This is a genomic window from Pseudomonas sp. B611 (assembly GCF_055407965.1).
Window position 1 is genome coordinate 1 of record NZ_JBUZST010000023.1, and the last position, 14,529, is coordinate 14,529.

Here is a 14,529-nt window from a genome sequence, read left to right on the forward strand (position 1 = left end):
GCCGCCCCGCGCCATGGATGGCGCGTGGCGGCGGCCCCCCAAATCCATGTCGGATTACGGGCATGCCGAGCCTAGGCGAGGCACCGAGTGTTGGGGCAAAAAAAGCCCTTTTGGTTACTTTTGGGGCTCTTTTCCAAAAGTGACCCGCCGTAAGGGCGGAACCATAAGTGGCCGTTACCTAAATAACGGATATGTACACCCAAAGACCGCCATCGCAGGCAAGCCAGCTCCCACATTAAACCGTGCTCACACCACCATTATCCCAGGCGAAAAAAAACCGGCTGATCAGGCCGGTTTGGGATTCCCTGCAAACAATGCAGGCTTACACGTGACTACTCAGCAGACGTTCCGCCCCACCTTCAGCCAAACGACGCTCCTGCAACCGATCCGAACCACCTTCCGCCAAGCGACGCTCTTGCAGACGATCCGAACCACCTTCCGCCACACGACGTTCCAGCAGACGCTCCGAGCCGCCTTCAGCAACACGACGCTCCAGCAACCGATCCGAACCACCTTCCGCCACACGACGCTCCAACAGACGCTCCGCGCCACCTTCAGCCACACGATTCCCTTGCAGTCGCTCAGCCCCACCTTCAGCAACCAGAGGATGAGCAAAAGCATTTACAGCCAGTACCGAAAAAGCAAGTCCAAGCAAAATTTGGCGTTTCATGATGATGTGCTCCAAGTGTTTTAGTTAAGTGTTTCCGGGTATGGATGTGATGTTACGCGCCGCAGTTTTTAAGAGAACTTCATTGCGCTGATGGTGACTATCGACACCAGCGATGGCTGCTCAAGGCATCCGTGGCAACTCCTGAGGGCGCAGGTCAAACACCAGCACCTCGGCGTCTTCACCCTGGCTCAAGCGGATCTGCCGCTCATCACGCACACGGGCACCGTCGCCTTCTTCAAAGCGCTGGCCGTTGATCTCAACACTGCCCCGGGCCACATGGATGTACGCATGGCGATCCGCTGCAAGGTCGAGGGTCGCGCTTTCGTCGCCGTTGAACAGCCCCGCATACACCCGCGCATCCTGGCGTACGTTGAGTGACCCCTCGGCACCGTCCGGCGAGATGATCAACTGCAAACGCCCACGTTTCTGCGCCTCGCTGAAGTGCTCCTGTTGATAGCGCGGCTCAGCGCCGACTTCATTGGGCACGATCCAGATTTGCAGGAAGTGCACACCACGGCTTTGGCTGTGGTTGAACTCGCTGTGGGCCACGCCGCTGCCGGCGCTCATCAGTTGCACGTCGCCGGGGCGGATCACCGAGCCGGTGCCCAGGGTGTCTTTGTGTTCCAGGGCGCCTTCAAGCACATAGGAGAAAATCTCCATGTCACGGTGCGGGTGCTGGCCGAAGCCTTTGCCGGCGGCGACGCGGTCGTCGTTGATCACCAGCAGGTCGGAGAACCCCTGTTCTTTCGGGTTCCAGTAGTTGGCAAACGAGAAGGTGTGAAACGACTTCAACCAACCGTGATTGGCGGCGCCGCGTTCGGAAGCTTTGCGAAGGGTCAGCATGATCTTGTCCTCAAGTGAGCGCGGGCTGCGAAGTGCAGGGCGCTGTCGTTGAGAAGAAGGTTAATGGTTATCGGAATATTCATTAAGAAGCTGAAATCTGAATAACTGTCTCGCTCAAATTGACAATAAAAGACATGCCATAATGCCCGCCTGTACCTTATCCGATGGACGTTCCACCCTATGAAAACCGTGGCCATGGCGCTGTTTCCCGACTTCCTGCTGCTCGACATGGCCGGGCCGCTTGAAGTGTTCTCCATTGCCAACCGCTACCTGCCGGCGGCCGATCATTACCGCATCCTCACCCTGGGCACTGAACCCGGTGCGTTGCGCGCTTCCAACGGTGTGTTGGTGCAGCCCGACCTGCTGCTGGAGCAAGCCATTGATGCCTACGACCTAGTGTTGGTGCCCGGCGGCCCCGGGGCTTATAACGAATGCCATCCCGCGCTGCTGCCGTGGCTCAAGGCTGCCGCGCCCAAGGCGCGGCGCTTTGGTTCGATCTGCACCGGCGCGTTTGTATTGGGACACGCCGGGCTGCTCGACGGCCATCGCGTGACCACCCACTGGCACTACACCGAACGGCTGATCCAGGGCTTTCCCAAGGCCATTGTCGAGACTGATCGCATCTACTTGCAGGACGGTCGCTTGATCACCTCGGGCGGCGTGACGGCCGGCATCGACCTCGCGCTGTCGGTAGTGGCCCAGGACCACGGCAAGCAGGTCGCGGTGGATGTGGCCAAGGTGCTGCTGGTGGTGATGAAACGCCAGGGCGGCCAGGCGCAATTCAGTCCGATGACTGCCGCGGTGGCGCCCCAGGAAACGCCGATCACACGGGTGCAGAACCACGTGCTGGCGCAGTTGGATCAACCGTTCACCATCGATTCGATGGCCGAGCTGGCGGGCATGAGCGCGCGCCACTTTGCCCGGGTATTTGCCAAGGAAGTGCAGATGACGCCGATGGCATTTTTGCAAGGCGCGCGCATCGACCGCGCCCGCCACCTGCTGGAAACCACCGACCTGCCGCTCAAGACCGTGGCCTTCCACGCCGGTTTCGGCAGCGTGCGCTACATGCGCTTTCTGTTCAGCGAAAAACTCGGCCTTAACCCGACCCAGTACCGCCAGCAGTTCAGTTAAGGCCGATATGGCCGTCTGACGCACCCCAAAGTCCGTGTGGCTCCCCGTGCCAGCATTGTCCTGTCACGGCGAGGTGGCAAGATAGCGCCAAGCCCCTGGAAAAGGATGCGCAAACGCCCAAGGCCGGGTGTTTCAGCGCTTTATCGACATGCACAACGCGCCCACGATGAGCTTCGGCCGCTACACCTTTCACCCGCAGCAGCGCCTGGTCAGCAAAGCGGGCTGGCCGGTGCCGCTGGGCGGGCGGGCGCTGGAGATTCTGGCGGTGCTGCTGGAAGCTCCGGGGCAGTTTGTCAGCAAGGACAGCCTGATCGCCCGCGTGTGGCCCAACAGCGTGGTGGAAGAGAGCAACCTGCGCGTGCACATCGCGGCCCTGCGCCGTGCATTGGATTGCCAACCCTGCATCATCAACGACCCCCAGCGCGGCTACAGTTTTGTCGCACCGCTGCACAGCGCTGCGCCTGCCGCCAAGCCCCGGCACAATCTGGCCGTGCGCCTGAGCCCGTTGATCGGTCGCGATGAAGTGTTGGGGATGTTGGTGCGGCGCCTGTCCGGGCAACGTTTGATGACCCTGACCGGTTGCGCCGGCGTGGGCAAGAGCAGCCTCGCATTGGCCTTGGCCGAACGCGTGCTGCCGCGTTATCGCGACGGCGTGTGGTGGGTGGACCTGGCGACGGTGCAAGCGCCGATGCAAATGCTCCGCCATCTGGCCAAGGCGTTGGACCTGGAGCCCTGCGCCAGTGCCCAGGCATTGTGCAAACCCTTGGCCACGCGCCAACTGTTGCTGGTGCTCGACGGTGCCGACTTGCTGCTCAGTGCCTGCCGTCACCTGGTGCGCACGTTGGCGCAGTACGCCCCTGAGGTGAGCGTGTTGCTGAGCAGTCGCGAAGCCTTGCACCTGCCGGGTGAGTGGGTGCAGTGCGTGCCCAGGTTGGCCCTGCCGACGCCGTGCGGCTGGGGGAATGCCGAGCAGGCGATGACCTCTCCAGCCGTGCAGTTGTTTGTTACGCGGGTGCGCGCCAGTCAGCAGGGCTTTGTGTTACGCGCCCAGGACCTGGCGCCCCTACGGGAGATCTGCCGGAGTCTCGACGGCATTCCCCTGGCCCTGGAACTGGCGGCAGCCCAGGTCGAAGCCCTGGGCATACACGGTGTGCAGACGCAGTTGCGCAGCAGTTTGCAGGTGTTGACGCGGGGCCGCCGCACGGCGGTTGAACGTCACCAATCCTTCGCCGCAGCACTGGATTGGAGCTACGCGCGCCTGAGCCTGCCGGAGCGTTGGCTGTTCCTGCAATTGGGCTTGTTCAAGATGGCCGTGACCTTGCCCACGCTGACCGCGTTGGTGGCGGGCACCGAGCTGGAACATGCCGACCTGCCGTACCTGCTGGCGCGGCTGGTGAGCCTGTCGTTGCTGGCCCAGGAGCCAGGCCCCGGTCCCGCGCGTTATCGGTTGCTCAACAGTCTGCGCAGCTACGCCTTGGCGCAACTGCGCGACCCCGAACAGGTGGCGCGTTTGCAGGCCGGCTACGCGCACTACCTGGGGCCGTTTTCAGGCCGGTCGTTTGTCCTGCAACTCGTCGAGCAGGCCGCGTACGCGGAGTAGGTCGGCGGTGGCAAAACCTTCGGTGAAACGCCCATACACCGACGCCAACAGATCACGCGCCGCCTGCACGCGGCCCTGGCTCTGCCACAACTGCGCCAACGCCGTGGCGCTGCGCAACTCCCAGGCCAGCGCACCTTGCTGGTGTGCCAGGCCCAGGGCTTCCAGCAGCAGGGCTTCGGCGGCACGGCTGTCGCTGAGGCTTTCGGCGCGCCCCCGCAGGATCTCCGCAGTGCACCAGCCGGCGCCGCCGTTGCGGGCGCGTTCGAACACGGTATCGCTCACCTCGGTCGCGTTGAAGGTGACGAGAATATCCTCCACCAATCCCAAGCCCTGCACATCGGCCATCCGCGTCGTGCCGGCGTAACAGCGCGCCCAGGTATGGAACAGCTGCACCGAGTGTTTTTGTGCCTGTTGCAGCAGCAGGTCCATGTGCGCCTGGGTCGCGGCGGTGTCGCCGTTGTAGCGGGCGATCACCACGCCGGCGAGGGCCAGGGTGTAGCAGATCGACGTGCCATGGTTGATTTGCAACGCGAGTGCCAACGCCTGGTCGGCGATACGGGCGGCGCGCTCCGGGAAACCCCGCAGCCAGAGGATGCGCGTGAGGATGGTCAACGACGCCACGCTCTGGTCGTACTGCACGCCAAAGCCATGGGTAAAGCGGTTCAGATGGCCGCTCTGGGCCATCCGCTGAATCACCTGCTCGGCGTTGTGCAAGGCCAGCGCCTGGTTGCCGGCGAAGTGTTGTGCCAGCACCCGCAGGCGTTGTGCGCTGAGGTCCAGCAAGGGTTCGGCCTGCGGCCCCAGTTGGTCGAAGTGCAGGCTCTGCGACAGGGCTTCGCGATAGTTGCCGCAGCACAGGTTGACCGCCATATGCCCCGACACGGCGCGCAGTTGGCCGGCGAGGTCCTTGCCCGCTTCGGCCAGGCGCCGCGCGCAGCTAAAGGCGTCGATGGTCTGCGGCGTGCCGCCCTGGGTGTGATAGGAAAAACTGCCCAGCGCCAGTTGCAAGGCCATATGCAGGCGCTGGCTCGGCGCTGCCGATTGCGCCAGCCGCTCCAGGGCCTTGCCCACGTACAAACCGTGCTCACGCAGCAGCGACAACTCTTGCCACAGCGGCATGGCGCTGACGGTGAGGCGAATGCCCAACAAGTGCACGCCATGCTCGCCAAGGCCCCAGTCGAGGGCGGCGCGGATGTCTTCGCGCAAGGGCGCATAGCGGTCGATCCACGGCTGGGTCGCGGTCAGTTCCCAATCGTCCTGCGCCTGGTTCATCAGGCTCAGGCAACGCTCGGCGTGGCGTGCGCGGGTGACGTCGAGTTCACCGGCGCTGCTGAGTTTTTCCAGGGCGTAGGTGCGCGTGATGTCGTGCAGGCGATAGACCACCTCGTCATCACCGGCCTCCACATTGAGCAAGGACTTGGCCACCAGTTGCGTGATGGAGCCCAATACTTCAAGGGGCGCCACCTGTTCACCGGCGATCACCGCCGCCGCGCTGGCCAGACTGAAGCCGCCACGGAATACCGCGAGGCGGCGCAGGCAAATCTGCTCGCAGCCGGTGAGCAGCTCGAAGCTCCAGTCCAGCGTGGCGCGCAGGGTTTGCTGGCGGGGCAGGGCGCTGCTGCGGCCACGGGTGAGCAGGCGGAAGTTGTCTTCCATCTGCACCAGCAGGCCCGACAGGCCGAAGCGTTCTATCTGCGCCGCCACCAGCTCGATGGCCAAGGGGATGCCGTCCAGACGCTGGCAGATATCGATGGCCAGCGGCAGCTCGGCGTCGCTGAGGGTAAAGCTGTCCTGGTGCGACATCGCCCGTTCGATCAGCAATTGCAGGGCCGGGTAGCCCAGGGCCTGGGCGCGGTTGCCGGTGGCGGGCGGGCACGCCAGCGGTTCCAGGCGCTGCACGGATTCGCCCTCGGCACGCAGCGCTTCGCGGCTGGTGGCGATGATGTGTAACTCTGGCGCGTGGCGCAGCAGCGTTTCGCTGATCAGTGCGATGTCGTCCAGCAGGTGCTCGCAGTTGTCGATCACCAGCAGCAATTGGCGGGTGTGCAGGTTGCGGGCAACGCTGAGCAATGGCTCTTGCTCGGTGAGGGTGAGGTCGAGCAGGGCGGCGAGGTTGGGCAGGATCATCGACGGCGCGCTCAGCGGCGCCAGGTCGAGCAGGCGGATACCGTCGCGGTAATGCCCGATCAGCAGTTCCGCCACCCGCAGCGCCACGGTGGTCTTGCCGATACCGCCGGCGCCGATGAGGGTGATGAAACGTTGTGCGGGCAGTTGCTGCACCAGTGCATCGATCAGCGCCTGGCGGCCAATCATGCGGGTGCGCCGCAGCGGCAGGTTATGGCACGGGCGTTGCGGTGCACCTTCGGTGGGCAGGCTCATGGGTTCGATGCTCAGTGGCGCAACAAAACTGTAGCCACGCTGGGCCACGGTCACGATATAGCGCTGCCCGGCCTGGCCATCGCCCAAAGCCTTGCGCAGCGCGGCCATATGCACCCGCAGGTTGCCGTCTTCCACCACGCTCTTGGGCCACACGCGGGCGATCAACTCCTGCTTGCTCACCACATTGCCGGCCTGCTCCAGCAGGATCAGCAGAATCTCCACGGCCCGCCGCCCCAGGCGCAACGGGCGGCCGCCTTCCAGCACCAGGCGCTCGCGCGGGTGGATGCGGTAGGGGCCGAACTGCACGGCCTGGTCGCTGAGGTCATTCATGGCCGGCCATGCTCTGGGAAAGGGTGTGGCCAGCATATTCCAGGCGGGTGCCAACCACTAGGCCGCAATGACTTGCGGCCTGTGACGCAATTGGTGATTTCGCCAGGTCATCGGGTTGACGCCTTCGCTGCGGGTGAACATGTGGCAGAAGTGCGCCTGGTCGCAAAAGCCGCATTCCAGGCTGATCTGCGTGAGGCTCAAGTCGGAACCGGTGATCAACTCCTTGGCGCGCTGGATGCGCTGTTGGCGAATCCATTCCTGCGGCGACAGCCCGGTGGTGCACTTGAACGCCCGCGAAAAATGACTGCGCGACAGCGCACAGGCCTGGGCCAGTTCGGCAATCGCCAGGCTTTCACCGAGGTTGGCGAGGATCAATTGTTTGGCAATCCGCTCGCGCCGGGCACACAGGCCGCCGGTCGCGGATAAACGGGGAGCAGTGTGCTCAAGTCGGGCCATGACGGATATCCGCAGTCGATGGGAGCGTTCCCGGTGAATGGATGCAGTGTAGACCGACACATTCTTGGCGCCAGACCGTCTGGCTGACGAGTTAATCGTTGTTAATTTCGCCAGGTGCCGGCGTTGAAAAGACAGCACAGCGGTGCAATCCAGGCCGCGTTTTGCGTGCTTATCTGGCGGCTCGCCAACCGTTTGGATACCGCTATGAACCGTAACGACCTGCGCCGCGTCGATATGAACCTGTTGGTGATTTTCGAAGCGCTGATGTTCGAGAAGAACCTGACCCGGGTCGCCGAAAAACTCTTTATGGGCCAACCGGCGGTGAGTGCGGCATTGGGTCGGCTGCGCGATCTGTTCGACGACCCGTTGCTGCTGCGCAACGGGCGGGGCATGGAGCCCACGCCACGCGCCGTGGCGATACTCAAGGAGTTGCAACCGGCCATGGACATCATCTCGGGCGCCGTCAGCCGCGCCAAGGATTTCGACCCTTCAACCAGCTGCGCGGTGTTTCGTATCGGGCTGTCCGACGACGCCGAGTTTGGCCTGTTTCCGCCGTTGCTCAGCCAACTACGTGAAGAGGCCCCGGGGATTGTCGTGGTGGTGCGCCGCGCCAATTACCTGCTGATGTCAGCGTTGTTGGCCAGCGGTGAGATTTCGGTGGGGGTCAGTTACACCACGGAATTGCCGGCGAATGCCAAGCGCAAGAAGCTGCGGGACATACCGTGCAAGGTGCTGCGGGGGGATGGCGGGGTTGCGCCGCTGACCCTGGACGACTACTGCGAGCGGCCCCATGCGATGGTGTCGTTTTCCGGGGATCTGAGCGGTAATATCGATCTGGATTTGGCGCGTATTGGCCGGGCGCGGCGGGTGGTGTTGGCGGTGCCGCAATTCAGTGGGTTGCGGGCGTTGTTGGCGGGGACGCAGATAATTGCGACCGTGCCGGATTATGCGGCGTGTGCGCTGACCGAGGGGACGGCGTTACGGGCGGAGGATCCGCCGTTTGCGATTGAGGCGGCGGAGTTGTCGATGGTTTGGAGTGGGGTGCATGACAATGATCCGGCGGAGCGGTGGTTGCGTGGGAGGATTGCTGAGCACATGGCTCGGGTGCTTTAGGGTTTTGTGTACATATCCGTTGGTTAGGTAACGGCGACTTATGGTTCCGCTCTTACAGCGGGTCACTTTGGAAAAGCCCCAAAGTAACCAAAGGGCTCTTGCCCCAACACTCGGTGCCTCGCTTAGGCTCGGCATGCCCTCACTCCGGCTTGAATCCGTGGGCCGCCGCCATGCGCCATCCATGGCGCAGGGCGGCTAACCCGGCGTCCTGCCGGGTTACCCACGGATTCAAGCCTGCGTTCGGCCAGCGTGTTTGACGGGGCAAGTAAGATCAAAAACAAAGCGCGGCGGCCTTAAAGCCGACCGGTCTTTCTCATGGTGTTCACTCTTCAACTGTGGGAACTGGAACCTGTGGGAGCTGGCTTGCCTGCGATGCAGACAACTCGGTACATCAGGCACACCCAGTTGATGCCATCGCAGGCAAGCCAGCTCCCACAGGAGACCGCGTACGCTTCGTCAATCAGGTCGGCTGTCAGGCCGCCTCGCTTTGTTTTTGATTTTGATCTTAGGCGCCCCGTTAAACACGCTGGCCGGAATTCGGCATGGATTTGGGGGGTAAACCGGCAGGGATGCCGGTTTAGCCGCCCCGCGCCATGGATGGCGCGTGGCGGCGGCCCCCCAAATACATGTCGGATTACGGGCATGCCGAGCCTAGGCGAGGCACCGAGTGTTGGGGCAAGAGCCCTTTGGTTACTTTGGGGCTTTTCCAAAGTGACCCGCCGTAAGGGCGGAACCATAAGCCGCCGTTACCCAAATAACGGATATATACGCAGCCCACCCCAAACAGCACATACATCCAATTCCCCCACCACCCCGACCGGCAAACTCCCCCCATCGCTCAACTCTCCAGGGGGAATCCAACACCATGGACCCAACACCCAAAACCAGCCCCGACGAAGTCGTCACCCTGGTCGTCAAACACCTCATCAAACCCGGGCACGAAGCCAACTACGAAGCCTGGCTCCGCCGCATCGTCCGCATCGCCGGCGAACGCCCCGGCCACCTCGGCGTGGACGTCGTACGCAGCAAACAAAACAACCTCGCCCTGTTCACCTGCGTCCTGCGCTACCGCTCCACCGACGCCCTGGAACGCTGGCTCGACTCCCCCGAACGCAACGAATTGATCGCCGAAGCCGCCCCCATGCTCGCCGACGGCGACAACACCGAAATCGGCGCCGTCAACGAATTCTGGTTCAACCCCGAAACCGCCGCCAAGCCGCCGCGCTGGAAGCAGGCCGTGGTCACCCTGTTCGTGATCCTGCCACTGACCCTGCTGGTCCCAATCATCTGGGGCCCGGTGCTGCGCCTGCACCCCTTCCTCTCCAACTATGTGGTCGCCACCTTCCTGGTCACCCTGACCATCGTCGTGCTGGTGGTCTACCTGCTGATGCCGGCCGCCACACGCCTGTTCGCTCCCTGGCTTGAAGCCTCTGTAAAGGAAACCCTATGAACGCCGACCTGATTCTGTTCAATGGCCAGTTCCACACCGTGGATCGTGAAAACCCGCGCGCCACCGCCGTCGCCATCCACCAGGGCCGCTTTGTCGCCGTCGGCACCGACGGTGAAGCCATGGCCCTGCGCGGCAGTGGTACCCAGGTCATCGACCTCAAGGGCCGCACCGTGATCCCCGGCCTCAACGACTCCCACCTGCACCTGATCCGTGGCGGCTTGAACTACAACCTCGAACTGCGCTGGGAAGGCGTGCCGTCCCTGGCCGATGCACTGCGCATGCTCAAGGACCAGGCCGACCGCACCCCGACGCCACAGTGGGTGCGCGTAGTCGGTGGCTGGAACGAATTCCAGTTCGCCGAAAAACGCATGCCCACCCTCGAAGAGTTGAACCAGGCCGCGCCAGACACCCCGGTGTTCGTGCTACACCTGTACGACCGCGCCTTGCTCAACCGTGCCGCCCTGCGTGTGGCCGGCTACACCAAGGACACGCCGAACCCACCGGGCGGCGAGATCGTGCGCGACAGTAACGGCAACCCCACCGGCATGCTGGTGGCGCGTCCCAACGCGATGATCCTCTATTCGACCCTCGCCAAGGGCCCGAAACTGCCGCTGGAATACCAGGTCAACTCGACCCGCCAGTTCATGCGTGAACTCAATCGCCTCGGCCTGACCAGCGCCATCGACGCCGGCGGTGGTTTCCAGAACTACCCCGACGACTACGCGGTAATCGAGCAGTTGGCCAAGGACGAACAGTTGACGGTGCGCATCGCCTACAACCTGTTCACCCAGAAGCCCAAGGAAGAACTCAGCGACTTCAAGAACTGGACCGGCAGCGTCACCCTGCACCAGGGCGACGACTACCTGCGCCACAACGGCGCCGGCGAGATGCTGGTGTTCTCGGCCGCTGACTTTGAAGACTTCCTCGAGCCGCGCCCGGACCTGCCGCTGACCATGGAGCAGGAGCTGGAACCGGTGGTGCGCCACCTGGTGGAGCAGCGCTGGCCGTTCCGCCTGCATGCCACGTATGACGAGTCCATCTCGCGCATGCTCGACGTGTTCGAGAAGGTCAACCGCGATATTCCGTTCAATGGCCTGCCGTGGTTTTTCGACCATGCGGAAACCATCACGCCGAAAAACATCGAGCGCGTGCGTGCCCTTGGCGGCGGTATTGCGATTCAGGACCGCATGGCGTTCCAGGGCGAATACTTTGTCGAGCGCTACGGCGCCAAGGCGGCCGAAGCCACGCCGCCGATCAAGCGCATGCTCGCCGAAGGCGTGCCGGTCGGGGCGGGTACCGATGCCACGCGGGTGTCGAGCTACAACCCGTGGACCTCGTTGTACTGGATGGTCAGCGGCCGCACCGTCGGCGGCCTGGAGCTGCACGCCGAAGGCTTGCCGCGCCTCACCGCGCTGGAACTGTTCACCCATGGCAGCGCCTGGTTCTCGTCCGAGCAGGGCAAGAAAGGCCAGATCAAGGTCGGCCAATTGGCGGACGTCGCCGCACTGTCGGCGGACTTTTTCAGTGTCGATGAAGAAGCCATCAAGTGGATTGAATCGGTACTGACCGTGGTCGGCGGCAAGGTGGTCTACGGCGCCGGCGACTTCGAGGATTACGCACCGCCACGGGTGCCGGTGCTGCCGGACTGGTCGCCGGTGGTCAAGGTACCAGGGCACTGGCGCCCAAGTTCGCCGTTGCAGGCGCAAGTTCACCAGTGCAGCGGCCCCTGCGGCGTGCATTCCCACAGCCACGAAAAGGCGCGGCTTTCCAGCGTGCCGGTCAGCGACTTCCAGGGTTTCTGGGGCGCGTTTGGCTGTTCCTGCTTTGCTTTCTGATTTCCCATCCCCCGTAAGGAGTTGAACCATGGCTAGCCCACGCTTGAACAAAGATGACGCGGTTGTACTGTTGGTCGATCACCAGACTGGCCTGATCTCCCTGGTCCAGGATTTCTCCCCCAACGAATTCAAGAACAACGTCCTGGCCCTGGCCGATGTGGCGAAGTTCTTCAACCTGCCGACCATCCTCACCACCAGCTTTGAAAGCGGCCCCAACGGCCCGCTGGTGCCGGAACTCAAGGAACTGTTCCCGGATGCGCCGTACATTGCCCGTCCTGGCCAGATCAACGCCTGGGACAACGAAGATTTCGTCAAGGCCGTCAAGGCGACCGGCCGCAAGCAGATCATCATTGCCGGTGTTGTGACCGATGTATGCGTGGCGTTCCCGACCCTGTGTGCGCTGGAGGAAGGCTTTGAAGTGTTCGTGGTCACCGATGCCTCCGGCACTTTCAACGAAACCGTGCAACAGGCCGCCTGGGCGCGCATGACCGCCGCCGGTGCACAACTGGTGAACTGGTTCGCGGTGGCCTGTGAGCTGCAACGCGACTGGCGCAACGATATGGAAGGCTTGGCCAACCTGCTGTCGCCGCGTATTCCCAACTACCGCAACCTGATGAACAGCTACTCGGCGTTCACCAAGTAACCCCACCCCGACCGATCGTTCCCACGCTCCGCGTGGGAGCGCCTCCTGCGACGCTCCGCGTCACGACCTCCACTGCGGACGCGGAGCGTCCAAGGGCTGCATTCCCACGCAGAGCGTGGGAACGATCAGTTGGGGCGTGTTATAAACCCGGAAATGTCCACCGAGAAGCGACAATGAACCCCTTTGAAGACATGCGCCTGTTCTGCCAGGTCATGGAGTCCGGCAGCTTCACCGCCGCCGCCGAACAGTTGGGCCTGTCCAAGCAGTTCGTCAGCCGCCGCCTGATCCAGCTGGAAGACCGCCTCGGCGTGCGTCTGCTCAACCGTTCCACCCGCCGCCTGGATGTCACGCCACTGGGCCAGAGTTACTACGAATCTGCCCTGCGCCTGCTCGCTGAAGTCGAGCAAGTGGAGCAGGGCATCACCGGGCAGAACAGCGAGCCGCGCGGCACCATTCGCCTCAGCGCGCCGTTGTCGTTTGCCATGGCTCACCTGGGTTGCCTGTTGCCGCTGTTTTTACAGCGCCATCCCCAAGTGTCGGTGGAGGTCGATCTCAGCGACCGTCCCGTGGACCTGATCGGCGAAGGCTACGACCTGGTGTTGCGCATCGGCACCCTGGAAGACTCCACCCTGATCGCCCGCCGTATCGCCAGCATTCCCCGGGTGTATTGCGCCAGCCCCGACTACCTGGCGCTGCGCGGTACGCCGCTAAAACCCGATGACCTCGCCGAGCACGACTGCCTGCCGTACGGCCATGGCCGCCAGGTGCAATGGCGCTTCAAGGGCAAGGTGCAGGCGCTGAATGTGAGCGGGCGGATGCGCGTGAACAACGGTGACCTGTTGCGCGACACCGCCATCGCCGGCTTGGGCGTGACCTATCTGCCGACCTTTATCGTCGGCGACGCGCTGAAGGATGGCCGCCTGGTCAGTGTGTTGGACGAGTTCGCCCCCGAAGATCTGACCCTGTCGGCGGTGTACCCGCAACACCGGCAAAGCTCACGGCCGGTGCAGGCGCTGGTGGAATTCTTGCGCGAGCGCCTGGCTAGCGGCTGTTGAACAGCTGGCGGATCAGGTTCGGCGTGCTGCCGGTCCAGCGTTTGAACGCGCGACGAAAGTTCGCCGCATCGTTGAAATTCAGGTACGCCGCCACTTCCTCATTGCTGTAGCCCTTGACCTGGTACAGGTGCAACGCCACCTGCTTGCGCACCCGGTCCACTTGCTGCTGAAACCCGGTGTCGTGCTTGTGCAGCTTGCGCTTGAGGGTCGCCGGGCTCATGGCGAACGCCAGCGCGGCCTGTTCCAGGCTCGGCGGTTGGCGCACCAGGTCGCGCAGGTAGTCGTCGAGGCAATCGAGAAAACTGCCGGCAAAGCCCAGCTGTTCGATCTGCTCACGAGCCTGCTGGCGTGCGACCTGCCCAGCCGTGACGGACGCGCCCGGCCAGGCGCGGGTGAGGTATTCGCGGGGGATGCAGAGCATGTCCAGCGGGCGTTCGAAGCGCGTGTCTTCGCCCAGGTGTACCCAGTACTGCTCGACATAACGGGGCTCGGCATGGCTGAAACTGGCCACCCACGGCAGGCGCTCACCGCTGAGCCATTGGCTCATGGCAACCAGCGAGGTCATGCTGGCTTCGAGCAAGAAACGCCAGTGTTCGCCAGCGCCGCAGGTGTCCAGCCAGTACAGGTAGGCGTGGTGCTCATCCAACTCCAGTCGCAGGGTGACCAGCGGGCTGAGCAACACTTGCTGCTGGATCAGGATGTCCAGCGCCTGATGCAGGTTCTGCGCATGGCCCAACGCATGGCTGGCCGCGCCGTAGTAGCCGGGCAACAAGCGCTGGCCGAACAGGAAGCTGCTGTCGTCGGCGTCCAGCAATTTGCGGCTGTTGCCGATCAGGCCGAGAAATTGCTGCGGGCTCAGCCGTGCAGTGCCCGCCAGGATGTCCTCGTGAAACAGCCCGGTGCCACGCAGCAGGCGATGGCTGTCGATGTCCCGCGACAACGCCAGGTCGATCAGTGTGGCGGGTTGGTAATGCCCCGGGATGAAGCGGCTGTCGGCTTCATACCAGTCTGTTTTCACCGCCAT

General features: G+C 63.4%; 12 protein-coding genes. 7 read left to right on the top strand and 5 right to left on the bottom strand.

Annotated elements, in window-relative coordinates; translation table 11 throughout:
* Positions 1–322: 322 nt before the first annotated feature.
* Both ACZRMO_RS27370 and ACZRMO_RS27375 read right to left on the bottom strand, forming a co-directional pair.
* On the bottom strand, positions 323–670 hold the full coding sequence (locus tag ACZRMO_RS27370; RefSeq protein ID WP_463974918.1) for a hypothetical protein: 348 nt from the start codon (positions 668–670) through the stop codon (positions 323–325).
* A 120-nt stretch (positions 671–790) separates the two neighbouring features.
* Positions 791–1,513 (bottom strand): pirin family protein, encoded by a 723-nt coding sequence (locus ACZRMO_RS27375; RefSeq protein WP_463974919.1) that lies wholly within the window; start codon positions 1,511–1,513, stop codon positions 791–793.
* Between the two features lie 180 nt (positions 1,514–1,693).
* On the opposite strand from ACZRMO_RS27375, the gene ACZRMO_RS27380 reads away from it, so the two are divergent.
* On the top strand, positions 1,694–2,644 hold the full coding sequence (locus ACZRMO_RS27380) for a GlxA family transcriptional regulator (protein ID WP_463974920.1): 951 nt from the start codon (positions 1,694–1,696) through the stop codon (positions 2,642–2,644).
* 166 nt (positions 2,645–2,810) lie between these two features.
* Positions 2,811–4,244, top strand: coding sequence for a winged helix-turn-helix domain-containing protein (locus tag ACZRMO_RS27385; RefSeq protein WP_463974921.1), 1,434 nt, complete (start codon positions 2,811–2,813; stop codon positions 4,242–4,244).
* On the opposite strand, the gene ACZRMO_RS27390 is transcribed toward ACZRMO_RS27385, so the two are convergent.
* Together ACZRMO_RS27390 and ACZRMO_RS27395 are read right to left on the bottom strand one after the other, a co-directional pair.
* The gene (locus ACZRMO_RS27390) at positions 4,191–6,953 is read right to left on the bottom strand and encodes an ATP-binding protein (protein ID WP_463974922.1); all 2,763 of its coding nucleotides are present in this window, start codon (positions 6,951–6,953) and stop codon (positions 4,191–4,193) included. The two genes, ACZRMO_RS27385 and ACZRMO_RS27390, sit on opposite strands and share 54 nt — an antisense overlap.
* A gap of 57 nt (positions 6,954–7,010) precedes the next feature.
* A complete protein-coding gene (locus ACZRMO_RS27395) occupies positions 7,011–7,409 on the bottom strand; it encodes a helix-turn-helix domain-containing protein (protein ID WP_448187225.1) in 399 nt (132 codons plus the stop codon).
* 204 nt (positions 7,410–7,613) lie between these two features.
* On the opposite strand from ACZRMO_RS27395, the gene ACZRMO_RS27400 reads away from it, so the two are divergent.
* From ACZRMO_RS27400 to ACZRMO_RS27420, 5 genes are all read left to right on the top strand, one after another.
* A complete protein-coding gene (locus ACZRMO_RS27400; RefSeq protein WP_463974923.1) occupies positions 7,614–8,522 on the top strand; it encodes a LysR family transcriptional regulator in 909 nt (302 codons plus the stop codon).
* A gap of 865 nt (positions 8,523–9,387) precedes the next feature.
* Positions 9,388–9,972: an antibiotic biosynthesis monooxygenase gene (locus tag ACZRMO_RS27405; protein ID WP_463974924.1), complete on the top strand. Its 585-nt coding sequence runs from the start codon at positions 9,388–9,390 to the stop codon at positions 9,970–9,972.
* Positions 9,969–11,807 carry an amidohydrolase gene (locus ACZRMO_RS27410; protein ID WP_463974925.1) on the top strand — a complete coding sequence of 613 codons (1,839 nt, stop codon included), beginning with the start codon at positions 9,969–9,971 and terminating at the stop codon, positions 11,805–11,807. The genes ACZRMO_RS27405 and ACZRMO_RS27410 overlap by 4 nt, the downstream gene beginning before the upstream one ends.
* Before the next feature lie 28 nt (positions 11,808–11,835).
* Positions 11,836–12,450, top strand: a complete 615-nt coding sequence (gene ycaC / locus ACZRMO_RS27415) for an isochorismate family cysteine hydrolase YcaC (protein ID WP_016980087.1) — start codon at positions 11,836–11,838, stop codon at positions 12,448–12,450.
* A 173-nt stretch (positions 12,451–12,623) separates the two neighbouring features.
* Positions 12,624–13,505: a LysR family transcriptional regulator gene (locus ACZRMO_RS27420; protein WP_463974926.1), complete on the top strand. Its 882-nt coding sequence runs from the start codon at positions 12,624–12,626 to the stop codon at positions 13,503–13,505.
* Here the strand turns inward: ACZRMO_RS27420 and ACZRMO_RS27425 are convergent.
* Positions 13,492–14,529: an AraC family transcriptional regulator gene (locus ACZRMO_RS27425; protein ID WP_463974927.1), complete on the bottom strand. Its 1,038-nt coding sequence runs from the start codon at positions 14,527–14,529 to the stop codon at positions 13,492–13,494. The genes ACZRMO_RS27420 and ACZRMO_RS27425 overlap by 14 nt on opposite strands.

What these genes read in the sequence shown, in the direction of transcription:
- ACZRMO_RS27390 (WP_463974922.1), bottom strand. Translation starts at nt 6,953, where the DNA reads ATGAATGACCTCAGCGACCAGGCCGTGCAGTTCGGCCCCTACCGCATC.
- ACZRMO_RS27395 (WP_448187225.1), bottom strand. Translation starts at nt 7,409, where the DNA reads ATGGCCCGACTTGAGCACACTGCTCCCCGTTTATCCGCGACCGGCGGC.
- ACZRMO_RS27410 (WP_463974925.1), top strand. Translation starts at nt 9,969, where the DNA reads ATGAACGCCGACCTGATTCTGTTCAATGGCCAGTTCCACACCGTGGAT.
- ACZRMO_RS27405 (WP_463974924.1), top strand. Translation starts at nt 9,388, where the DNA reads ATGGACCCAACACCCAAAACCAGCCCCGACGAAGTCGTCACCCTGGTC.
- ACZRMO_RS27375 (WP_463974919.1), bottom strand. Translation starts at nt 1,513, where the DNA reads ATGCTGACCCTTCGCAAAGCTTCCGAACGCGGCGCCGCCAATCACGGT.
- ACZRMO_RS27400 (WP_463974923.1), top strand. Translation starts at nt 7,614, where the DNA reads ATGAACCGTAACGACCTGCGCCGCGTCGATATGAACCTGTTGGTGATT.
- ACZRMO_RS27370 (WP_463974918.1), bottom strand. Translation starts at nt 670, where the DNA reads ATGAAACGCCAAATTTTGCTTGGACTTGCTTTTTCGGTACTGGCTGTA.
- ACZRMO_RS27380 (WP_463974920.1), top strand. Translation starts at nt 1,694, where the DNA reads ATGAAAACCGTGGCCATGGCGCTGTTTCCCGACTTCCTGCTGCTCGAC.
- ycaC (WP_016980087.1), top strand. Translation starts at nt 11,836, where the DNA reads ATGGCTAGCCCACGCTTGAACAAAGATGACGCGGTTGTACTGTTGGTC.
- ACZRMO_RS27385 (WP_463974921.1), top strand. Translation starts at nt 2,811, where the DNA reads ATGAGCTTCGGCCGCTACACCTTTCACCCGCAGCAGCGCCTGGTCAGC.
- ACZRMO_RS27425 (WP_463974927.1), bottom strand. Translation starts at nt 14,529, where the DNA reads ATGGCGGTGAAAACAGACTGGTATGAAGCCGACAGCCGCTTCATCCCG.
- ACZRMO_RS27420 (WP_463974926.1), top strand. Translation starts at nt 12,624, where the DNA reads ATGAACCCCTTTGAAGACATGCGCCTGTTCTGCCAGGTCATGGAGTCC.